We start from the raw sequence: 15,542 nt of genomic DNA on the forward strand, positions 1-15,542 counted from the left end.
TCGCAATGAAACGTCTGTTGCTGGCGCTTGGCGGCGCCGCCCTTCTCGCGACCGCGCCCGCGTTCGCGCAAACGGCCACCGCGCACCCCGTCGTGCAGCTGAAGACCTCGCAGGGCGACATCCGCGTCGAGCTCTACCCGGAGAAGGCGCCGAAGTCGGTCGCCAACTTCCTCGATTACGTGAAGGCCGGCCAGTACAACGGCACGATCTTCCATCGCGTGATCAAAGGCTTCATGATCCAGGGCGGCGGCTACAAGACCAACTTCGAGGAAAAGCCGACCCGCGCGCCGATCCCGCTGGAAAGCCGCAATGGTCTGAAGAACCTGACGGGCACGATCGCGATGGCGCGCACGAGCGATCCGAATTCGGCCACCGCGCAGTTCTTCATCAACACGGTCGACAACGGCGGCCTCGACTACCCGAACCCGGACGGCAACGGCTATGCGGTGTTCGGCAAGGTCGTGTCGGGCCTCGACGTCGTGAAGAAGATCGAAGGCGTGGCGACGACCTCGCGCGGGCCGATGCAGGACGTGCCGGCGCAACCGGTCGTGATCGAATCGGCGAGCATCGTCTCCAAGTAAGCACCTGCCGGCACGTCCGGCGCCACACGCGGCCGCGTCGCACGACCGGCCGCGTGCCATTTAAACCGCCTCACCGAAGGAATTCATCATGGTTGAACTGCATACGAACCACGGCGTGATCAAGCTCGAACTCGACGCCGCGAAGGCACCGAAGACGGTCGAGAACTTCCTGAACTACGTGAAGAAGGGCCATTACGACGGCACCGTGTTCCATCGCGTGATCAACGGCTTCATGATCCAGGGCGGCGGCTTCGAGCCGGGCCTGAAGCAGAAGCCGACCGACGCGCCGATCGACAACGAAGCGAACAACGGCCTGAAGAACGACAACTACACGGTCGCGATGGCGCGCACGAACGATCCGCACTCGGCGACCGCCCAGTTCTTCATCAACGTGAACGACAACGACTTCCTGAACCACTCGTCGCCGACGCCGCAGGGCTGGGGCTACGCTGTGTTCGGCAAGGTCGTCGAAGGCCAGGACGTGGTCGACAAGATCAAGGGCGTCAAGACGGGCAACGCCGGCTTCCATCAGGACGTGCCGACCGACGACGTCGTGATCGAAAAGGCCGTGGTGGTCTGACGCACCAGCCGTTACGGAGGCACTTCGATGTTGCAGGAGAGTCCGCCGCGAAGCGTCTCCGCGGGCGTGCCGGGCGAGCGCGAATACGCGCAAGCCGCACGCCCGTTCCTGTTTCTGTCCGATCTGCACCTGAGCGAGGCGATTCCGAAGACGGTCGCCGCGTTCGAGCATTTCGTGAAATACACCGCCGACAGCGCCGACTCGGTGTTCATCCTCGGCGACCTGTTCGAATACTGGATCGGCGACGACATCCTCGACGACGATCCGTTCGCCGCGCGCATGGCCGCGCTGATGCACACGTTCTCGGAGCGCGGGATCGCGCTCTACGTGATGCACGGCAACCGCGATTTCCTGCTCGGCCGGCGCTTCATGAAGGCGGCCGGCGCAATGCTGTTGCCCGACCCTTCGCTGATCATGGCATTCGGCCAGCGCATCGTGCTCGCGCACGGCGACGCGCAGTGCACGGCCGACCGCGGCTACCAGGTGTTCCGCCGCTTCGCGCGCAACCGCGTCGCGCAATGGCTGTTTCTCGCGTGGCCGTTCCGCTGGCGCCGCGCGCTCGCGCAGCGCATGCGCTCGACCAGCGAAGCGGGCCGGATGCGCCCTGCTTCGGCCGCCTACGACGTCACGCGGGAAGGCGTGGCCGCGCTGTTCCGGAAAAGCCGCGCGAGCGTGATCATTCACGGCCACACGCACCGCCCCGCGCGCCACGCGGAACCGGGCGGGATCCGCTGGGTGCTGCCCGACTGGGATCTCGATCACGGCATGCCGCGCGGCGGCTATCTGCGCGTCGACTCGGAAGGCATCCACGCGATGCCGCTCGACTGACGCCGCCGCTGCCGTCGCACCGACCAGCAGCGATCAGTGCGCGTCACGTTCGTCACATCTGGCGTTCGACCGTCTTGCCTTCCAGCACCGCCGACAGCCTGCGCAGGTCGAGGCGCGCCGCGTCGGCGCCCTGCAGCGTTTCCAGATGCGTGCCGAGCCGCTCGAGCGCCGCGACGATTTCGTCGACGCGGCGGCTTTCCTTCGCCGCGTGATCGATCAACCCGTGAATCGCGAGCGACATCGGATCGTCCGCGTTCGGCGTGATCCCGTACGCGCAGAACGCCGCGCGCTCGGGCTGCGGCTTCGGCTGCGCCGGCATCACGATGCGCGCCGGATTGCCGACCGCGGTGCCGCCCGCCGGCACCGGCTTGACGACCACCGCGTTCGAGCCGATCTTCGCGCCCGCGCCGACCGTGAAACCGCCGAGCACCTTCGCGCCGGCGCCGACGATCACGCCGGCTTCCAGCGTCGGGTGACGCTTCGCGCCGCGCGTGAGCGACGTGCCGCCCAGCGTCACGCCCTGATAGATCGTGCAGTCGTCGCCGATGATCGCCGTCTCGCCGATCACGACGCCCATGCCGTGATCGATGAACACGCGCCGGCCGATCGTCGCGCCGGGATGGATCTCGATCCCCGTCAGGAACCGGCCAGCCTGCGACGCGAACCGCGCGAGCCAGTAGCGTTTCGCGCGCCAGCAGGCGTGCGCGAAACGGTGCAGCACGAGCGCATGCAGCCCCGGATAACAGGTCAGCACTTCCCACGCACTGCGAGCGGCGGGATCCCGCTCGCGAATCGTTGCAACGTCTTCGCGCAGTCTCGTGAACATGATGTGATCTGGGAAAAGGCCGGCGCGCATCGCCGGCAATGCCGGCCGTTATCGCGCCGGGTCATTTGCTTATGACGTCCGGCGATTGTAGGGCCAGTCGCGCCCGGCCGCACGCGGTCGCGCGTTCACCCCGCCGTCGGCGCGGGTATTCGGCCGGGACGCTTGTTGCGGCGGGGTTTCCGGAGGCGATCGGTCGGGAGAAACAGCCGGTTCGACGTCTCCGGCAGGCCGACGCACGGCCTGCCCGGCCGCACGCCGCATCCAGCGGACTCCCGCCCCGCCCGCCAATCGGAGCGCCGGCCGCCTACGCGTCGCCGTCCGGCTTGCCCGACTTCAGCAGGATGTGCTTCGCGACGCCGCGCAAGATGTTGACCTCCTCGCGCTCGAGGCCCGTGCGCGCGAACAGGCGCCGCAGCCGCGGCATCAGCTTCTTCGGATTGCGCGGATCGAGGAAGTCGAGCGCGATCAACGCGTTCTCGAGGTGCACGTACATGCGCTCGATCTCGTCGCTCTGCGCGAGCGTGCCGGCTTCGGCCGGCGGCTGCGCCGACGGCTCGCTCGCCTGTTCGAGAAACGCGACGCGCAACTCGTACGCGAGCACCTGCACGGCCTGCGCAAGATTCAGCGAACTGTAGGCCGGGTTGGCCGGAATATGCGCGAGCGCGCTGCACTGGTCGACATGCTCGTTCGCGAGACCGGTGCGCTCGTTGCCGAACACGAGCGCGATGTCGCCCACGCCGACCTGCGCGCTCGCCTGCGCGGCGGCCGCGCGCGGCGCGAGGCGCGGCGGTCCGTATTCGCGCGTGCGCGCGGTCAGCGCGATCGACCAGTGCACGCCGGACAGCGCTTCGCCGAGCGTCGGCACGACGTGCGCGGACGCGAGGACGTCGTCCGCGCCGCTGGCCATCGCGATCGCCTCGGGGTCGCTCTGCACGTGCGGCACGCGCGGCGCGACCAGCACGAGACGCGAGAAGCCCATCGTCTTCAGCGCGCGGGCCGCCGCCCCGACGTTGCCGGGATGGCTCGGCTCGACGAGCACGAAGCGGGTGGACGTGAAGCCGCCGGACGGCGGCGCGGACGAGGCCGCGCCCGACTCGGACGGCGCGGCGGTGTTCTGCGGGGTTTCCACTACGATACGACTCGGTTCATCAGAATGGCCGTATGGTATCGCCATCGCCCGCGCAAACCCACTCGTCCGGACGGCCAGTGGGGTTTCCCCGCATGCCGGTCGCCTGAAACCGCCGAAAATCGGGTAAAATCATGCCCTTACGCGTTGCGCTCGGCGCAGCGCGGGTCGTACCCCGCTCTTTGTCAATTCGCGTCTCACCTCGCCCCGGCACGCTTGCGCCGTTCCGGGCGGTTGTCCCACTTCGTGGCGGCCCGTGCCGCCGGCTACAGGATCCAGGCTCATGCATCCCATGCTCAACATTGCTGTCAAGGCTGCGCGCCGCGCCGGACAGATCATCAATCGCGCGTCCCTCGATCTCGACCTGATCGAGATCCGCAAGAAGCAGCAGAACGACTTCGTCACCGAAGTGGACAAGGCCGCCGAAGACGCGATCATCGAGACGCTGAAGACCGCCTACCCCGACCACGCGATCCTCGCGGAGGAATCGGGCGAATCGGAGAACGAATCCGAATTCAAGTGGATCATCGATCCGCTCGACGGCACGACCAACTTCATCCACGGCTTCCCGTACTACTGCGTATCGATCGCGCTCGAGCACAAGGGCGTCGTCACGCAGGCCGTCGTCTACGATCCGAACAAGAACGACCTGTTCACGGCCACCCGCGGCCGCGGCGCGTACCTGAACGACCGCCGCATCCGCGTCGGCCGCCGCGACCGCCTGTCGGACGCGCTGGTCGGCACGGGCTTCCCGTTCCGCGAGAAGGACGGCCTCGACGCGTACGCGCGCCTCTTCACCGAAATGACGCAGGCCTGCACGGGCCTGCGCCGCCCGGGCGCGGCGGCGCTCGACCTCGCGAACGTCGCGGCCGGCCGCCTCGACGCGTTCTTCGAGCAAGGCATCAACGTGTGGGACATGGCCGCGGGCAGCCTGCTGATCACCGAGGCCGGCGGCCTCGTCGGCAACTACACGGGCGACGCCGATTTCCTGCATCGCCATGAAATCGTCGCCGCGAACCCGAAGATCTACGCGCAGATGATTCCGATCCTGAACCGCTACAGCCGCATGCATCCGGCAGCGGAGTAAGCCCGGGCCGCGCCCGCGTGGCGCGGCTTTCGCGCAAGCCGCTCGCGCGACATCGTCGTGATGGCGCGCCGATCGCCCGACACGCGGGACAATCTTCCGTGTACGCGGGCCGCTTCGTGCGCCTATCCTGAAGTTGCTCGAGTTGCGCGTTCGAGCCGGCGTACTGCCGCTCGCACCGCTTGTCCCGCAACGACAGCATAGGGTTTGCGTCCGGCATGCCCGCGCGGCGAAGCACGCCGTAGGCGTGCCGGCCCCGCCTGTATCAACATCGCCACGGCGCCGTGGCAATCGCATCCGAGTCATCATGTTACGGCTAAGCGAAATTAAACTCCCCCTCGACCACCCCGAGAGCGCGCTCGAGGCCGCGATTCGCGCGCGCCTCGCGGAGCTTGGCGTGGCGCCAGACGGGCTGCTCCGTTACACCGTGTTCCGCCGCGCGCACGACGCGCGCAAGCGCGCCGACATCAAGCTCACGTATATCGTCGATATCGAAGTCAATGACGAAGCGGCCGCGCTCGAGCGCATCGCCGGCAAGCCGCATTGCGGCGTGACGCCCGACATGGCGTACCACTTCGTCACGAAGGCGCCCGAACACGCCGATTTCCTGCGCCCGGTCGTCATCGGCATGGGGCCGTGCGGGCTGTTCGCGGGGCTGATCCTCGCGCAGATGGGGTTCCGTCCGATCATCCTCGAACGCGGCAAGGCCGTGCGCGAGCGCACCAAGGACACCTTCGGCCTGTGGCGCAAGAGCGTGCTCAATCCCGAATCCAACGTGCAGTTCGGCGAAGGCGGCGCGGGGACGTTTTCCGACGGCAAGCTGTACAGCCAGATCAAGGATCCGAACCACTATGGCCGCAAGGTGCTGGACGAATTCGTCAAGGCCGGCGCACCGGAGGACATCCTGTATCTGAGCCGCCCGCACATCGGCACGTTCCGCCTCGTCAGCATGGTGGAAAAAATGCGCGCGTCGATCCACGAGCTCGGCGGCGAAGTGCGTTTCGAAACCCGCGTCGACGACATCGAAATCGACCAGGGCAAGGTGCGCGCGCTCAAGCTGTCCAACGGGGAAACGCTGCGGTGCGACCGCGTGGTGCTGGCCGTGGGCCACAGCGCGCGCGACACGTTCCAGATGCTGCACGACCGCGGCGTCTACATCGAAGCCAAGCCGTTCTCGCTGGGTTTCCGTATCGAGCATCCGCAGGGGTTGATCGATCGCAGCCGCTTCGGCAAGTTCGCGGGCCACAAGCAACTCGGCGCGGCCGACTACAAGGTGGTCCACCACGCAAGCAACGGGCGCGCGGTCTACAGCTTCTGCATGTGCCCGGGCGGCACGGTGGTCGCCGCGACCTCGGAGCCGGGCCGCGTGGTCACCAACGGGATGAGCCAGTATTCGCGCGCCGAGCGCAATGCGAACGCGGGCATCGTCGTCGGCATCACGCCGGACGACTATCCGGGCGGCCCGCTCGCGGGCATCGCGTTCCAGCGCAAATGGGAAGAACGCGCGTTCGAACTCGGCGGCGGCGATTACCGCGCGCCGGGCCAGTTGGTCGGCGATTTCATCGCGGGCCGGCCGTCGACGTCGCTGGGCGCCGTGGAGCCTTCGTACAAGCCCGGCGTGACGCCGACCGATCTCGGCACCGCGCTGCCCGACTACGTGATCGAAGCGATCCGCGAAGCGCTGCCGGAGATCGACAAGAAGATCGCCGGCTTCGCGATGCACGACGCCGTGCTCACCGGCGTGGAGACGCGCACGTCGTCGCCGATCCGGATTCGACGCAAGGACGACTACCAGAGCATGAACGTCGAAGGCCTGTATCCGGCCGGCGAAGGCGCCGGGTATGCGGGCGGCATCTATTCGGCCGCGATCGACGGCATCGAAGTCGCGCAGGCGGTGGCGCTCAGCCTGACGTCGGCGCACGCGTCCTGATCGGCGGTACGGGGTCGGCGCGCGCAGGCTCGCAAGCCGGGCGCCGCCGCCCTGCCCCGCGCGTGGCAACGCTTTCGATCGGGAATGGTGAAAGCGCGCGCGGCTGCCGGCCATGCGCCCTTTCGTCGGCGCCTGATGGCCGACGATCGTGAGCCAGCGCTCGAGGTCGGTTGCCGCTGCACGGCGCCGCCGGCAATCGCCCAAACGGCCAACTTCGCACGTTCGCGTCGAAGCCACTGGTAAACTCGGGCAACCCAAGCAACAACTTCATGCCTGACCTATGACCACGCTGTCGCCCGAAGCCTTCGCAGGCCACACCCCGATGATGCAGCAGTACCTGCGCATCAAGGCCGATCATCCGGACACGCTCGTCTTCTACCGGATGGGCGACTTCTACGAGCTGTTCTTCGAGGATGCGGAAAAAGCGGCACGCCTGCTCGACCTGACCCTCACGCAGCGCGGTGCGTCGGCCGGCACGCCGATCAAGATGGCCGGCGTCCCGCATCACGCGGTCGAGCAGTATCTGGCGAAGCTCGTGAAGATGGGCGAATCGGTCGCGATCTGCGAGCAGATCGGCGATCCAGCCACGTCGAAGGGCCCGGTCGAGCGCAAGGTCGTGCGCGTCGTCACGCCCGGCACGCTGACCGATGCCGCGCTGCTGTCCGACAAGAACGACGTCTACCTGCTCGCGATGTGCACCGGCCACAACAAGCGCGGCGTCGCGGTCAATATCGGCCTCGCGTGGCTGAACCTCGCGAGCGGTGCGTTGCGGCTCGCCGAGATCGAGCCCGAACAGCTCGCCGCCGCGCTCGAGCGCATCCGGCCGGCCGAAATCCTGACGCCGGACGGCGCGACCGACGCCCTTCCCGCCGGCGCAGGCGCAAGCAAGCGCATGCCGGCCTGGCACTTCGACATCGCCTCGGGCACGCAGCGTCTGTGCGACCAGCTCGACGTCGCGAGTCTCGACGGTTTCGGCGCGCATTCGCTGACGAGCGCGTGCGGTGCGGCCGGCGCGCTGCTGCTCTACGCAGCAGCCACGCAAGGCCAGCAACTGCGGCACGTGCGCAGCCTGAAGGTCGAGAACGAAACCGAATACATCGGGCTCGATCCGGCCACGCGCCGCAATCTCGAACTGACCGAGACGCTGCGCGGCACCGAGTCGCCCACGCTGTATTCGCTGCTCGACACCTGCTGCACGACGATGGGCAGCCGCCTGCTGCGTCACTGGCTGCATCACCCGCCGCGCGCGTCGGTCGCCGCGCAGTCGCGCCAGCAGGCGATCGGCGCGCTGCTCGATGCGCCGGCCAACGCAAGCCTCGATGCGCTGCGCAGCGCGCTGCGCCAGATCGCCGACGTCGAACGGATCACCGGGCGGCTCGCGCTGCTGTCCGCTCGCCCGCGCGACCTGTCGAGCCTGCGCGACACGTTCGCCGCGCTGCCGGCGCTGCGCGAGCGCATCGGCGCGATCGTCGCGAACGCGGATGCGCTCGCGCGCGTCGACGCGGCGCTCGCGCCGCCCGCCGAATGCCTCGACCTGCTGACGAGCGCGATCGCCACCGAGCCGGCTGCGATGGTGCGCGACGGCGGCGTGATCGCGCGCGGCTACGATGCCGAGCTCGACGAGTTGCGAGACATTTCGGAGAACTGCGGGCAGTTCCTGATCGATCTCGAAGCGCGCGAGCGCGCGCGCACCGGCATCGCGAACCTGCGCGTCGAATACAACAAGGTGCACGGGTTCTACATCGAGGTCACGCGCGGCCAGACCGACAAGGTGCCCGACGATTACCGCCGCCGCCAGACGCTGAAGAACGCCGAGCGCTACATCACGCCGGAACTGAAGACCTTCGAGGACAAGGCGCTGTCCGCGCAGGAACGCGCATTGGCGCGCGAGCGCGCGCTGTACGACTCGGTGCTGCAGGCGCTGCTGCCGTTCATCCCCGAATGCCAGCGCGTCGCGTCGGCCCTCGCCGAGCTCGACCTGCTGGCAGCCTTCGCCGAACGCGCACGCGCGCTCGACTGGGTCGCGCCGACCTTCACCGACGAGATCGGCATCGAAATCGAGCAGGGTCGCCATCCGGTCGTCGAAGCGCAGGTCGAGCAGTTCATCGCGAACGACTGCCGGTTCGGCGGCGAGCGCAAGCTGCTGCTGATCACCGGCCCGAACATGGGCGGTAAGTCGACGTTCATGCGACAGACCGCGCTGATTGCGCTGATGGCGTACGTCGGCAGCTACGTGCCGGCGAAGTCGGCGTGCTTCGGCCCGATCGACCGGATCTTCACGCGCATCGGCGCGGCCGACGATCTCGCGGGCGGCCGCTCGACCTTCATGGTCGAGATGACCGAAGCCGCGGCGATCCTCAACGACGCGACGCCGCAAAGCCTCGTGCTGATGGACGAGATCGGCCGCGGCACGTCGACCTTCGACGGCCTCGCGCTCGCGTGGGCCATCGCGCGCCACCTGCTCGCGCACAACGCGTGCTACACGCTGTTCGCGACGCACTACTTCGAACTGACGCAACTGCCGGCCGAATTCCCGCAAGCGGCCAACGTCCACCTGTCGGCCGTCGAGCACGGCCACGGGATCGTGTTCCTGCACGCGGTCAACGAAGGCCCGGCGAACCAGAGCTACGGCCTACAGGTCGCGCAGCTCGCGGGCGTGCCGGCGCCGGTGATCCGCGCCGCGCGCAAGCACCTCGCGTATCTCGAACAGCAGTCGGCATCCCAGCACACGCCGCAACTCGATCTTTTCAGCGCGCCGCCGGCGGCCGTAGACGATCTCGAATGCGCGGACGCGCCGGCGCTGCCCGACACGCCGCATCCGGCGCTCGAAAAACTGCGCGACATCGATCCCGACGATCTCAAGCCGCGCGAGGCGCTCGACCTGCTGTACGAACTGCGTACGCTGGTCCGGTCGCACGATGCCGACGGGCACGCGTAAGCGCGTTGCGCGCGGCCTGCCGGCCCGCGCCGCCGCCGCGCTGGTCGCGGCGGTCCTTGCGCTGGCGCAGGCCGCTGCGCTGGCCGCGCCGCCCAAGCGCAGCGCGGCGCCCTACTCGTTCGCGGTCGTGTCGGGCGTCATCAACGTCCCGGCGGACGAACCGGCCGCACAGCGGCTGCTCGATGCGATCGCACGCGAGCGCAACCTCGCGTTCGTCGTCTACGCAGGCGATCTCAAAGGCTCGAAGGAAGCATGCCGCGACACGCTGTATGCGCAGCGCGGCGCGATCCTGGATTCGGCGCGCGTGCCGCTCGTGTTCATTCCCGGCCACGACGACTGGATCGCGTGCAGCACCGCGGCCGGCGGCGGCTACGACCCGGTCGAGCGGCTCGATTTCCTGCGGCAGACGCTGCTCGCCGACGCGGCGCTGCCCGATCCCGGCGCGCTGCAGATTACGCGGGAAAGCGAAGTCGCACGGTTCCGGCCGTATCGCGAAAACGCACGCTGGATGCGCGACGACATCGTCTACGTCGCACTCAATGCGCCGGCGCCGAACAACCATTATTTGACGGCGGGCGGGCGCAACGGCGAATTCGAGGATCGCATCGTCGCGAACGGCTTCTGGATCGACCACGCGGCCGAATATGCGAAGCGGCGCGAAGCACGCGCGATGGTCGTGATTTTCGAAGGCGATCCGCAGTTCGAACGCTATGAACGCTCGGAGCGCTTCGCGTGGCTGCGTTTCAACCGGCCGCGCGTGCGCGACGGCTTCCGTGAGCTGAAACGAACGCTGGTGAAGGCGGCGGCGACGTTCCGCGGCCCGATCCTGGTGATGCACGCGAGCGGCGAACCGCTGGCGAACGGCTTTCTGATCGACCGTCCGCTGCATGGCGACGACGGTGAGCTGGTAGGAAACGTGACGCGCGTCGCGATCGGACCGCGCCATCCGGCGAATCAGTGGGTGAAGGTCAGCGTCTCGCCGGCGCGGCAGACGATCTTCAACGTGAGCCTGCAGGAGGTGCCGAAGAACCTGCCGGTGCCGCCCACGCTGCCGCTCGCGCCGCGCGACGACGTGCCGCTGCCGCAGATGCCGGAAATTCCCGCGCTGCCGGCGCTGCCCGACGCGTCGTCGGTCGCGCCGCCGCTGCAGGGCGACGGCGCCGCACCGGGCGGCGCGTCGTGGCCGGCACCATCCCCCGCATCGGGGCCGGCGCCGGGCCTGCCGGCAAGCTCAGTGCAGCGTACGCCCTGACGGCGCTTCGCCGTCTTCGTCGTCATCCTCGTCGACGATCTCGAGCCCTTCCGCGCCATGCGCGTGCTCGTGCTCGATTTCGTCTTCGGTGGCTTCGCGAACGTCCTTCACGGTCAGCGCGAAACGCAGCGCCATGCCCGCCAGCGGGTGATTGCCGTCGAGCACGACCTTGTCTTCGGCGATATCGGTGACCGTATAGATCAGCGAGTCGGCTTCCTCGTCACCGTCTTCCGGCGTGCCTTCGAACTGCATGCCCACTTCGAGCGGCTCGGGAAAACGGTCGCGCGGCTCGATCTTCACGAGTTCGGGATCGTAGTCGCCGAACGCATCTTCCGGCTCGAGCTGGATCTGCGCCTGGTAGCCCGCCTCGTGGCCGTCGAGCTGTTCCTCGATCTTGGGGAACGTGCCATCATAGCCGCCGTGCAGATAGACCATCGGCTCGTCGCTTTCCTCGATCAGATTGCCCTGTGCGTCCGACAGCTTGTAGGTGACCGACACGACGGTGTTTTTTGCGATTTTCATCCAATTCTCCCAAATACAAAACTCATTATACGATGCGCAACCGGTCTCAAGCCGAACCGCGGGATGCCGCTGCCGCCCCGCTCGGCGCGCCGCCTTCCGATCTTCCCACGCCGCTGCTCGGCGGCCTGACGCCGGCGCAATTCATGCGCGGCTACTGGCAAAAGAAGCCGCTGCTGATCCGCCAGGCGATCCCCGGCGTCGCGTCGCCGGTCACGCGCGATGCATTGTTCGAACTCGCCGCCGACTATGACGCCGAATCGCGATTGATCACCCATTTTCGTAACAAGTGGCAACTGTCGCACGGTCCGTTCGAGCCCGACTCGCTGCCTGCCGTCACGCGCAAATCCTGGACCTTGCTCGTGCAGGGGCTCGACCTGCACGTCGACGCGGCCCGTGCGCTGCTCGACCGCTTCCGCTTCATCCCCGACGCGCGGCTGGACGACCTGATGATCTCGTATGCGACGGACGGCGGCGGCGTCGGCCCGCACTTCGATTCGTACGACGTCTTCCTGCTGCAGGTCGAAGGCCGGCGCCGCTGGCGGGTCGGCGCGCAGAAGGACCTGTCGCTGCAGCCGGACGTGCCGCTGAAGATCCTCGAGAACTTCGAGCCGAGCGACGAATGGGTGCTGGAACCCGGCGATATGCTGTACCTGCCGCCGCACATCGCGCACGACGGCGTCGCCGAAGGCGAGTGCATGACCTGCTCGATCGGCTTTCGGGCCCCGTCCGCCGGCGAGCTGGGCGCCCAGTTCCTGTATTACCTCGCGGAGCGCGGCGGCCTGCGCGACGCGGGCGGCGACGACCTCTACCGCGATCCGAAGCAGCCGGCCGTCGACGCGCCCGCGCAGTTGCCGCCGGCGATGGTCGACCGTGTCGCCGAGATCGTCGACGCGATCCGCTGGCGCAAGCGCGACGTCGCCGAATTCCTCGGCTGCTACCTGAGCGAGCCCAAATCGAACGTCGTTTTCGACCCGCCCGAGCGTCCGCTGTCCGAGGCCGCGTTCGTTACGCAGGCATCACGCCGTGGCGTGCGTCTCGACAGAAGGGCCGCATTGATGTATAACGCGCGCTCGTACTTCATTAATGGCGAGGAAGGTCCGCTCGAGCAAGCCGAGGAATGGCTGCCCGAACTGGCCAATCAACGCCAGATGGAGGCGAAACGGTTTGTAACACTATCCCGGGGTCCCTCGATGACAGCCTTGTTGCACGAGTGGTATCGTGCGGGCTGGATACGGGTCGGAAGCCGGAATTAGTGTGAGTCGCCCCGTATGCCCATGCAGATCAAATTCTGTATGGGAAAGACAACGTATTGACCCCGCATTTGTCGACGGTCGATAGGAAAGTGCATATAATTTCCGCCCAAGCCGTAGGGAAGATTCACGCTCTAAGAAGTGCATCTCCACCAGCGGCCCAGGTCGGTGTTGGAGCACATTACCGGTATTGTTTCGCGCTGTTGCTTACCTTTAACCATAAAAGGACGTGATCATGAAGAAATCCCTCCTCGTAGCTTCCCTGTTGGCTGCTGTTGCACTGGCTGCTTGCAACAAGAGCGCTGATCAAGCTGCTTCGTCGGCTGCTAGCGACGCATCGGCTGCTGCTTCGTCGGCTGCTTCGGCAGTTGCTGGTGCTGCGAGCGACGCTTCGGCTGCTGCTTCGTCGGCTTCGGCTGCTGCGAGCGACGCTGCTGCTGCAGTGGCGTCGGCTGCTTCGGCAGCGACGGCTGCTCCGGCTTCGGGCGCAAGCCAGTAAGCCTTCAGCATCAGCTGAAAAAAAACCGGCCCGAGGGCCGGTTTTTTTACGTCTGCCGCCTTCGAATCGAGCGCCCGGCAGCCGCTTCGGGCCGCCGCAGCGGCCCTGCCCCGCTCATCCGAGCATCAGCCAGTCGAAGCCCGCGTCCTGCGAGGCCACGACCACGTCCTCCCCGTCCGTCCCGAGTACGCCGCCAAACGCCTGGCGGGCCAGTTCCGGCAGGTTGTTCTGCTGGCTCAGATGGGCCGCGACCAGATGCTGGAGACGGCTGCGTTCGAGCGACGCGAGGATGTCGGCCGCCGCGTCGTTGCTCAGGTGGCCGTGGTTGCCGCCGATCCGCGCCTTCAGCGACTGCGGATAGCGGCTCGCGGCCAGCATCGCGGTATCGTGGTTGGATTCAAGCACCAGCGCGTCACAGCCGCTCAGGACGGCCGTGATGTGCGGCGTAGCCATCCCGACGTCCGTCAGCACGCCGAGCCGGCGGTTTCCGTCCATGAACACGAACTGGAGCGGTTCCCGCGCATCGTGCGGGACCGTATAGGGCATCACGGCCAGATCGCGTATCGCGGCCGTCTCGTCGCCCCACAGCACGTGGAGATCGACATCGGCCTCGTCCGCGCCCACCGCGCGCGCGGTGCCCCAGCTCATGTAGAGCGGCAGCGACGCGCGGCGCGCGAGCGTCAGCGCACTGCCGACGTGGTCGCTGTGTTCGTGGGTAATGAGGATCGCATCGAGATCGGCGATGCAGAGATTCAGTCGGCCGAGCCGGCGCTCGACCTCCTTGGCGGAAAAGCCGCAGTCGAGCAGCACGCGGGTGGTCGTCGTGCCGCTCGAGGCCTCGACGACCAGCGCGTTGCCTTCGCTGCCGCTTCCGAGGCTGGCGAATCGCACGCGCTCAGTTCAGCTGCGCGTGCAGCAGCGAAATGATCCGCTGCGCGTCCGACGAGTTGTCGACTTGGCCGTTCGCGCCGATCACCGCCACCTGCGTGCCGCTGGCGCCTGCCGCGCGCACGTTGATCAGGTATTCCTTGCCGGGCTTGGCTGCCGACGGGCCGCCGTAGAACAGCTTGCCGAACAGGCCGTCACGCTTGAGCTCTTCCATCGAATTCGCATAGCGCACGGTATAGACGCCCTTCTCGCGGTCGCGATTGTCGACCGTGAAGTTGGTCCGGTCGAGCGCCAGGCCCACGCGCAGCCACGCGCGATCGAACGACTCGGCCAGTTGCAGCGTCGCCGCGCCGCCGCTCGTGTCGCTGACCTGCGCCGGCGCCGTCGCCGGGCGCGCATCGGTCAGCAACTGCTTCGCCTGCGCGTCGGTCAGGCCGAACTTCTGCATCAGCTTCGACAGGAACACGGCTTCGAGCACCGGGTTGCGCGGACGCTCCTCCCAGCGCGACGACGTGCCGCCCTGCGGGCCGACCATCATTTCTTCCATCGCGCTATGCGTGATCGAGATGTCGGTGTTGCCGTCCGACGTCCGGTTCACGAGCGTGCGGAAGCGGTCGCGCGTGCCCGACGAGTACGCGAAATCGATGACCCGGCCGATCGTGCGGCGGAACCAGTCGTCCGGAATGTTCGCGCGGTTCTCGGCCCAGTCGGTGGCCATGATGCCCGTCGACGGCGCATCGGTCTTCAGCGAGAAGCCGTTCTCCTGCCAGAACTCCTTCAGGATCGGCCACAGCTGCTCGGGCGTGCGGCCGTCGACGACGAGCCAGCGGCGATCGCCGTCGCGCTCGATGTGCATGCCGAGCGGATCCTGCGCGCTCGGGATGCCGTCGGTCGCGTTGCCCGCTTGCGTCGTGGCCCGCGGCGGCAGCGTGCCGAGTCCTGCGTTGGTCGGTGGCGCGACGAACTGCTGCGTCGTCTGCACCGGCTTCAGGTCGCTCGGCACCGCGAGCGGCGGCGCCGAGCCGGTGTTCTTGTAGTTGACCCGGTCGGGGGCCAGGTAGTCGTTCAGCGTATCGCAGCCAGCGAGCGCGCCCAGCGCCAGCGCCACCACCGACAACTGGATGGCGCGAGAGGAAATGGCGAAACGTTTCATGAAATCCTTCGTCTTGCTAGAACGCTCGTCAGGAGCGGCGCCGGACGGAGCCGGCCGGTGCGGGTTGATCAGGGGTCGAGCCGGC

The 15,542-nt window shown here is 67.6% G+C and carries 14 protein-coding genes and 1 pseudogene; 9 read left to right on the top strand and 6 right to left on the bottom strand.

The features are described 5' to 3' along the window. The first annotated feature begins 5 nt into the window (after positions 1 to 5). The 3 genes from JYG37_RS12710 to JYG37_RS12720 all read left to right on the top strand — a co-directional run bounded on the left by JYG37_RS12710 (position 6) and on the right by JYG37_RS12720 (position 1,989). Positions 6 to 581: a peptidylprolyl isomerase gene (locus tag JYG37_RS12710; RefSeq protein ID WP_006478429.1), complete on the top strand. Its 576-nt coding sequence runs from the start codon at positions 6 to 8 to the stop codon at positions 579 to 581. 88 nt (positions 582 to 669) lie between these two features. Further along, positions 670 to 1,161 (top strand): peptidylprolyl isomerase, encoded by a 492-nt coding sequence (locus tag JYG37_RS12715; protein WP_006478428.1) that lies wholly within the window; start codon positions 670 to 672, stop codon positions 1,159 to 1,161. 27 nt (positions 1,162 to 1,188) lie between these two features. Beyond that, a complete protein-coding gene (locus JYG37_RS12720; RefSeq protein WP_050012974.1) occupies positions 1,189 to 1,989 on the top strand; it encodes a UDP-2,3-diacylglucosamine diphosphatase in 801 nt (266 codons plus the stop codon). A gap of 52 nt (positions 1,990 to 2,041) precedes the next feature. On the opposite strand, the gene cysE is transcribed toward JYG37_RS12720, so the two are convergent. Together cysE and JYG37_RS12730 are read right to left on the bottom strand one after the other, a co-directional pair. Next, positions 2,042 to 2,815, bottom strand: coding sequence for a serine O-acetyltransferase (gene cysE, locus JYG37_RS12725; protein ID WP_027784824.1), 774 nt, complete (start codon positions 2,813 to 2,815; stop codon positions 2,042 to 2,044). 304 nt (positions 2,816 to 3,119) lie between these two features. Then, positions 3,120 to 3,944, bottom strand: coding sequence for an RNA methyltransferase (locus JYG37_RS12730; protein ID WP_050012976.1), 825 nt, complete (start codon positions 3,942 to 3,944; stop codon positions 3,120 to 3,122). A 280-nt stretch (positions 3,945 to 4,224) separates the two neighbouring features. On the opposite strand from JYG37_RS12730, the gene JYG37_RS12735 reads away from it, so the two are divergent. The 4 genes from JYG37_RS12735 (at position 4,225) to JYG37_RS12750 (ending at position 11,145) form a co-directional block, all read left to right on the top strand. After that, a complete protein-coding gene (locus JYG37_RS12735) occupies positions 4,225 to 5,028 on the top strand; it encodes an inositol monophosphatase family protein (RefSeq protein ID WP_050012977.1) in 804 nt (267 codons plus the stop codon). A gap of 304 nt (positions 5,029 to 5,332) precedes the next feature. Next, on the top strand, positions 5,333 to 6,955 hold the full coding sequence (locus JYG37_RS12740) for an NAD(P)/FAD-dependent oxidoreductase (protein ID WP_124631414.1): 1,623 nt from the start codon (positions 5,333 to 5,335) through the stop codon (positions 6,953 to 6,955). 280 nt (positions 6,956 to 7,235) lie between these two features. Continuing rightward, the gene (gene mutS / locus JYG37_RS12745) at positions 7,236 to 9,893 is read left to right on the top strand and encodes a DNA mismatch repair protein MutS (protein WP_124680005.1); all 2,658 of its coding nucleotides are present in this window, start codon (positions 7,236 to 7,238) and stop codon (positions 9,891 to 9,893) included. Continuing rightward, positions 9,874 to 11,145, top strand: a complete 1,272-nt coding sequence (locus JYG37_RS12750; RefSeq protein WP_089488586.1) for a hypothetical protein — start codon at positions 9,874 to 9,876, stop codon at positions 11,143 to 11,145. The genes mutS and JYG37_RS12750 overlap by 20 nt, the downstream gene beginning before the upstream one ends. Here the strand turns inward: JYG37_RS12750 and JYG37_RS12755 are convergent. Continuing rightward, complete coding sequence (locus tag JYG37_RS12755) at positions 11,125 to 11,667, bottom strand: FKBP-type peptidyl-prolyl cis-trans isomerase (protein ID WP_011694320.1); 543 nt, start codon at positions 11,665 to 11,667, stop codon at positions 11,125 to 11,127. The genes JYG37_RS12750 and JYG37_RS12755 overlap by 21 nt on opposite strands. Before the next feature lie 32 nt (positions 11,668 to 11,699). On the opposite strand from JYG37_RS12755, the gene JYG37_RS12760 reads away from it, so the two are divergent. Both JYG37_RS12760 and JYG37_RS35065 read left to right on the top strand, forming a co-directional pair. Continuing rightward, complete coding sequence (locus JYG37_RS12760; protein WP_050012981.1) at positions 11,700 to 12,920, top strand: cupin domain-containing protein; 1,221 nt, start codon at positions 11,700 to 11,702, stop codon at positions 12,918 to 12,920. Positions 12,921 to 12,976: 56 nt separating this feature from the next. Then, positions 12,977 to 13,223, top strand: a pseudogene (locus JYG37_RS35065) (hypothetical protein). Positions 13,224 to 13,243: 20 nt separating this feature from the next. On the opposite strand, the gene JYG37_RS12765 reads toward JYG37_RS35065, so the two are convergent. From JYG37_RS12765 to bamC, 3 genes are all read right to left on the bottom strand, one after another. Then, positions 13,244 to 13,408, bottom strand: coding sequence for a hypothetical protein (locus JYG37_RS12765; RefSeq protein WP_162838119.1), 165 nt, complete (start codon positions 13,406 to 13,408; stop codon positions 13,244 to 13,246). A gap of 122 nt (positions 13,409 to 13,530) precedes the next feature. Beyond that, positions 13,531 to 14,307, bottom strand: a complete 777-nt coding sequence (locus JYG37_RS12770; RefSeq protein ID WP_050012982.1) for an MBL fold metallo-hydrolase — start codon at positions 14,305 to 14,307, stop codon at positions 13,531 to 13,533. Between the two features lie 4 nt (positions 14,308 to 14,311). After that, complete coding sequence (gene bamC, locus JYG37_RS12775) at positions 14,312 to 15,457, bottom strand: NlpB/DapX family lipoprotein (RefSeq protein ID WP_050012983.1); 1,146 nt, start codon at positions 15,455 to 15,457, stop codon at positions 14,312 to 14,314. Positions 15,458 to 15,542: the final 85 nt, after the last annotated feature.

The organism is Burkholderia sp. LAS2, assembly GCF_018417615.1.
GTDB lineage: Bacteria > Pseudomonadota > Gammaproteobacteria > Burkholderiales > Burkholderiaceae > Burkholderia > Burkholderia sola.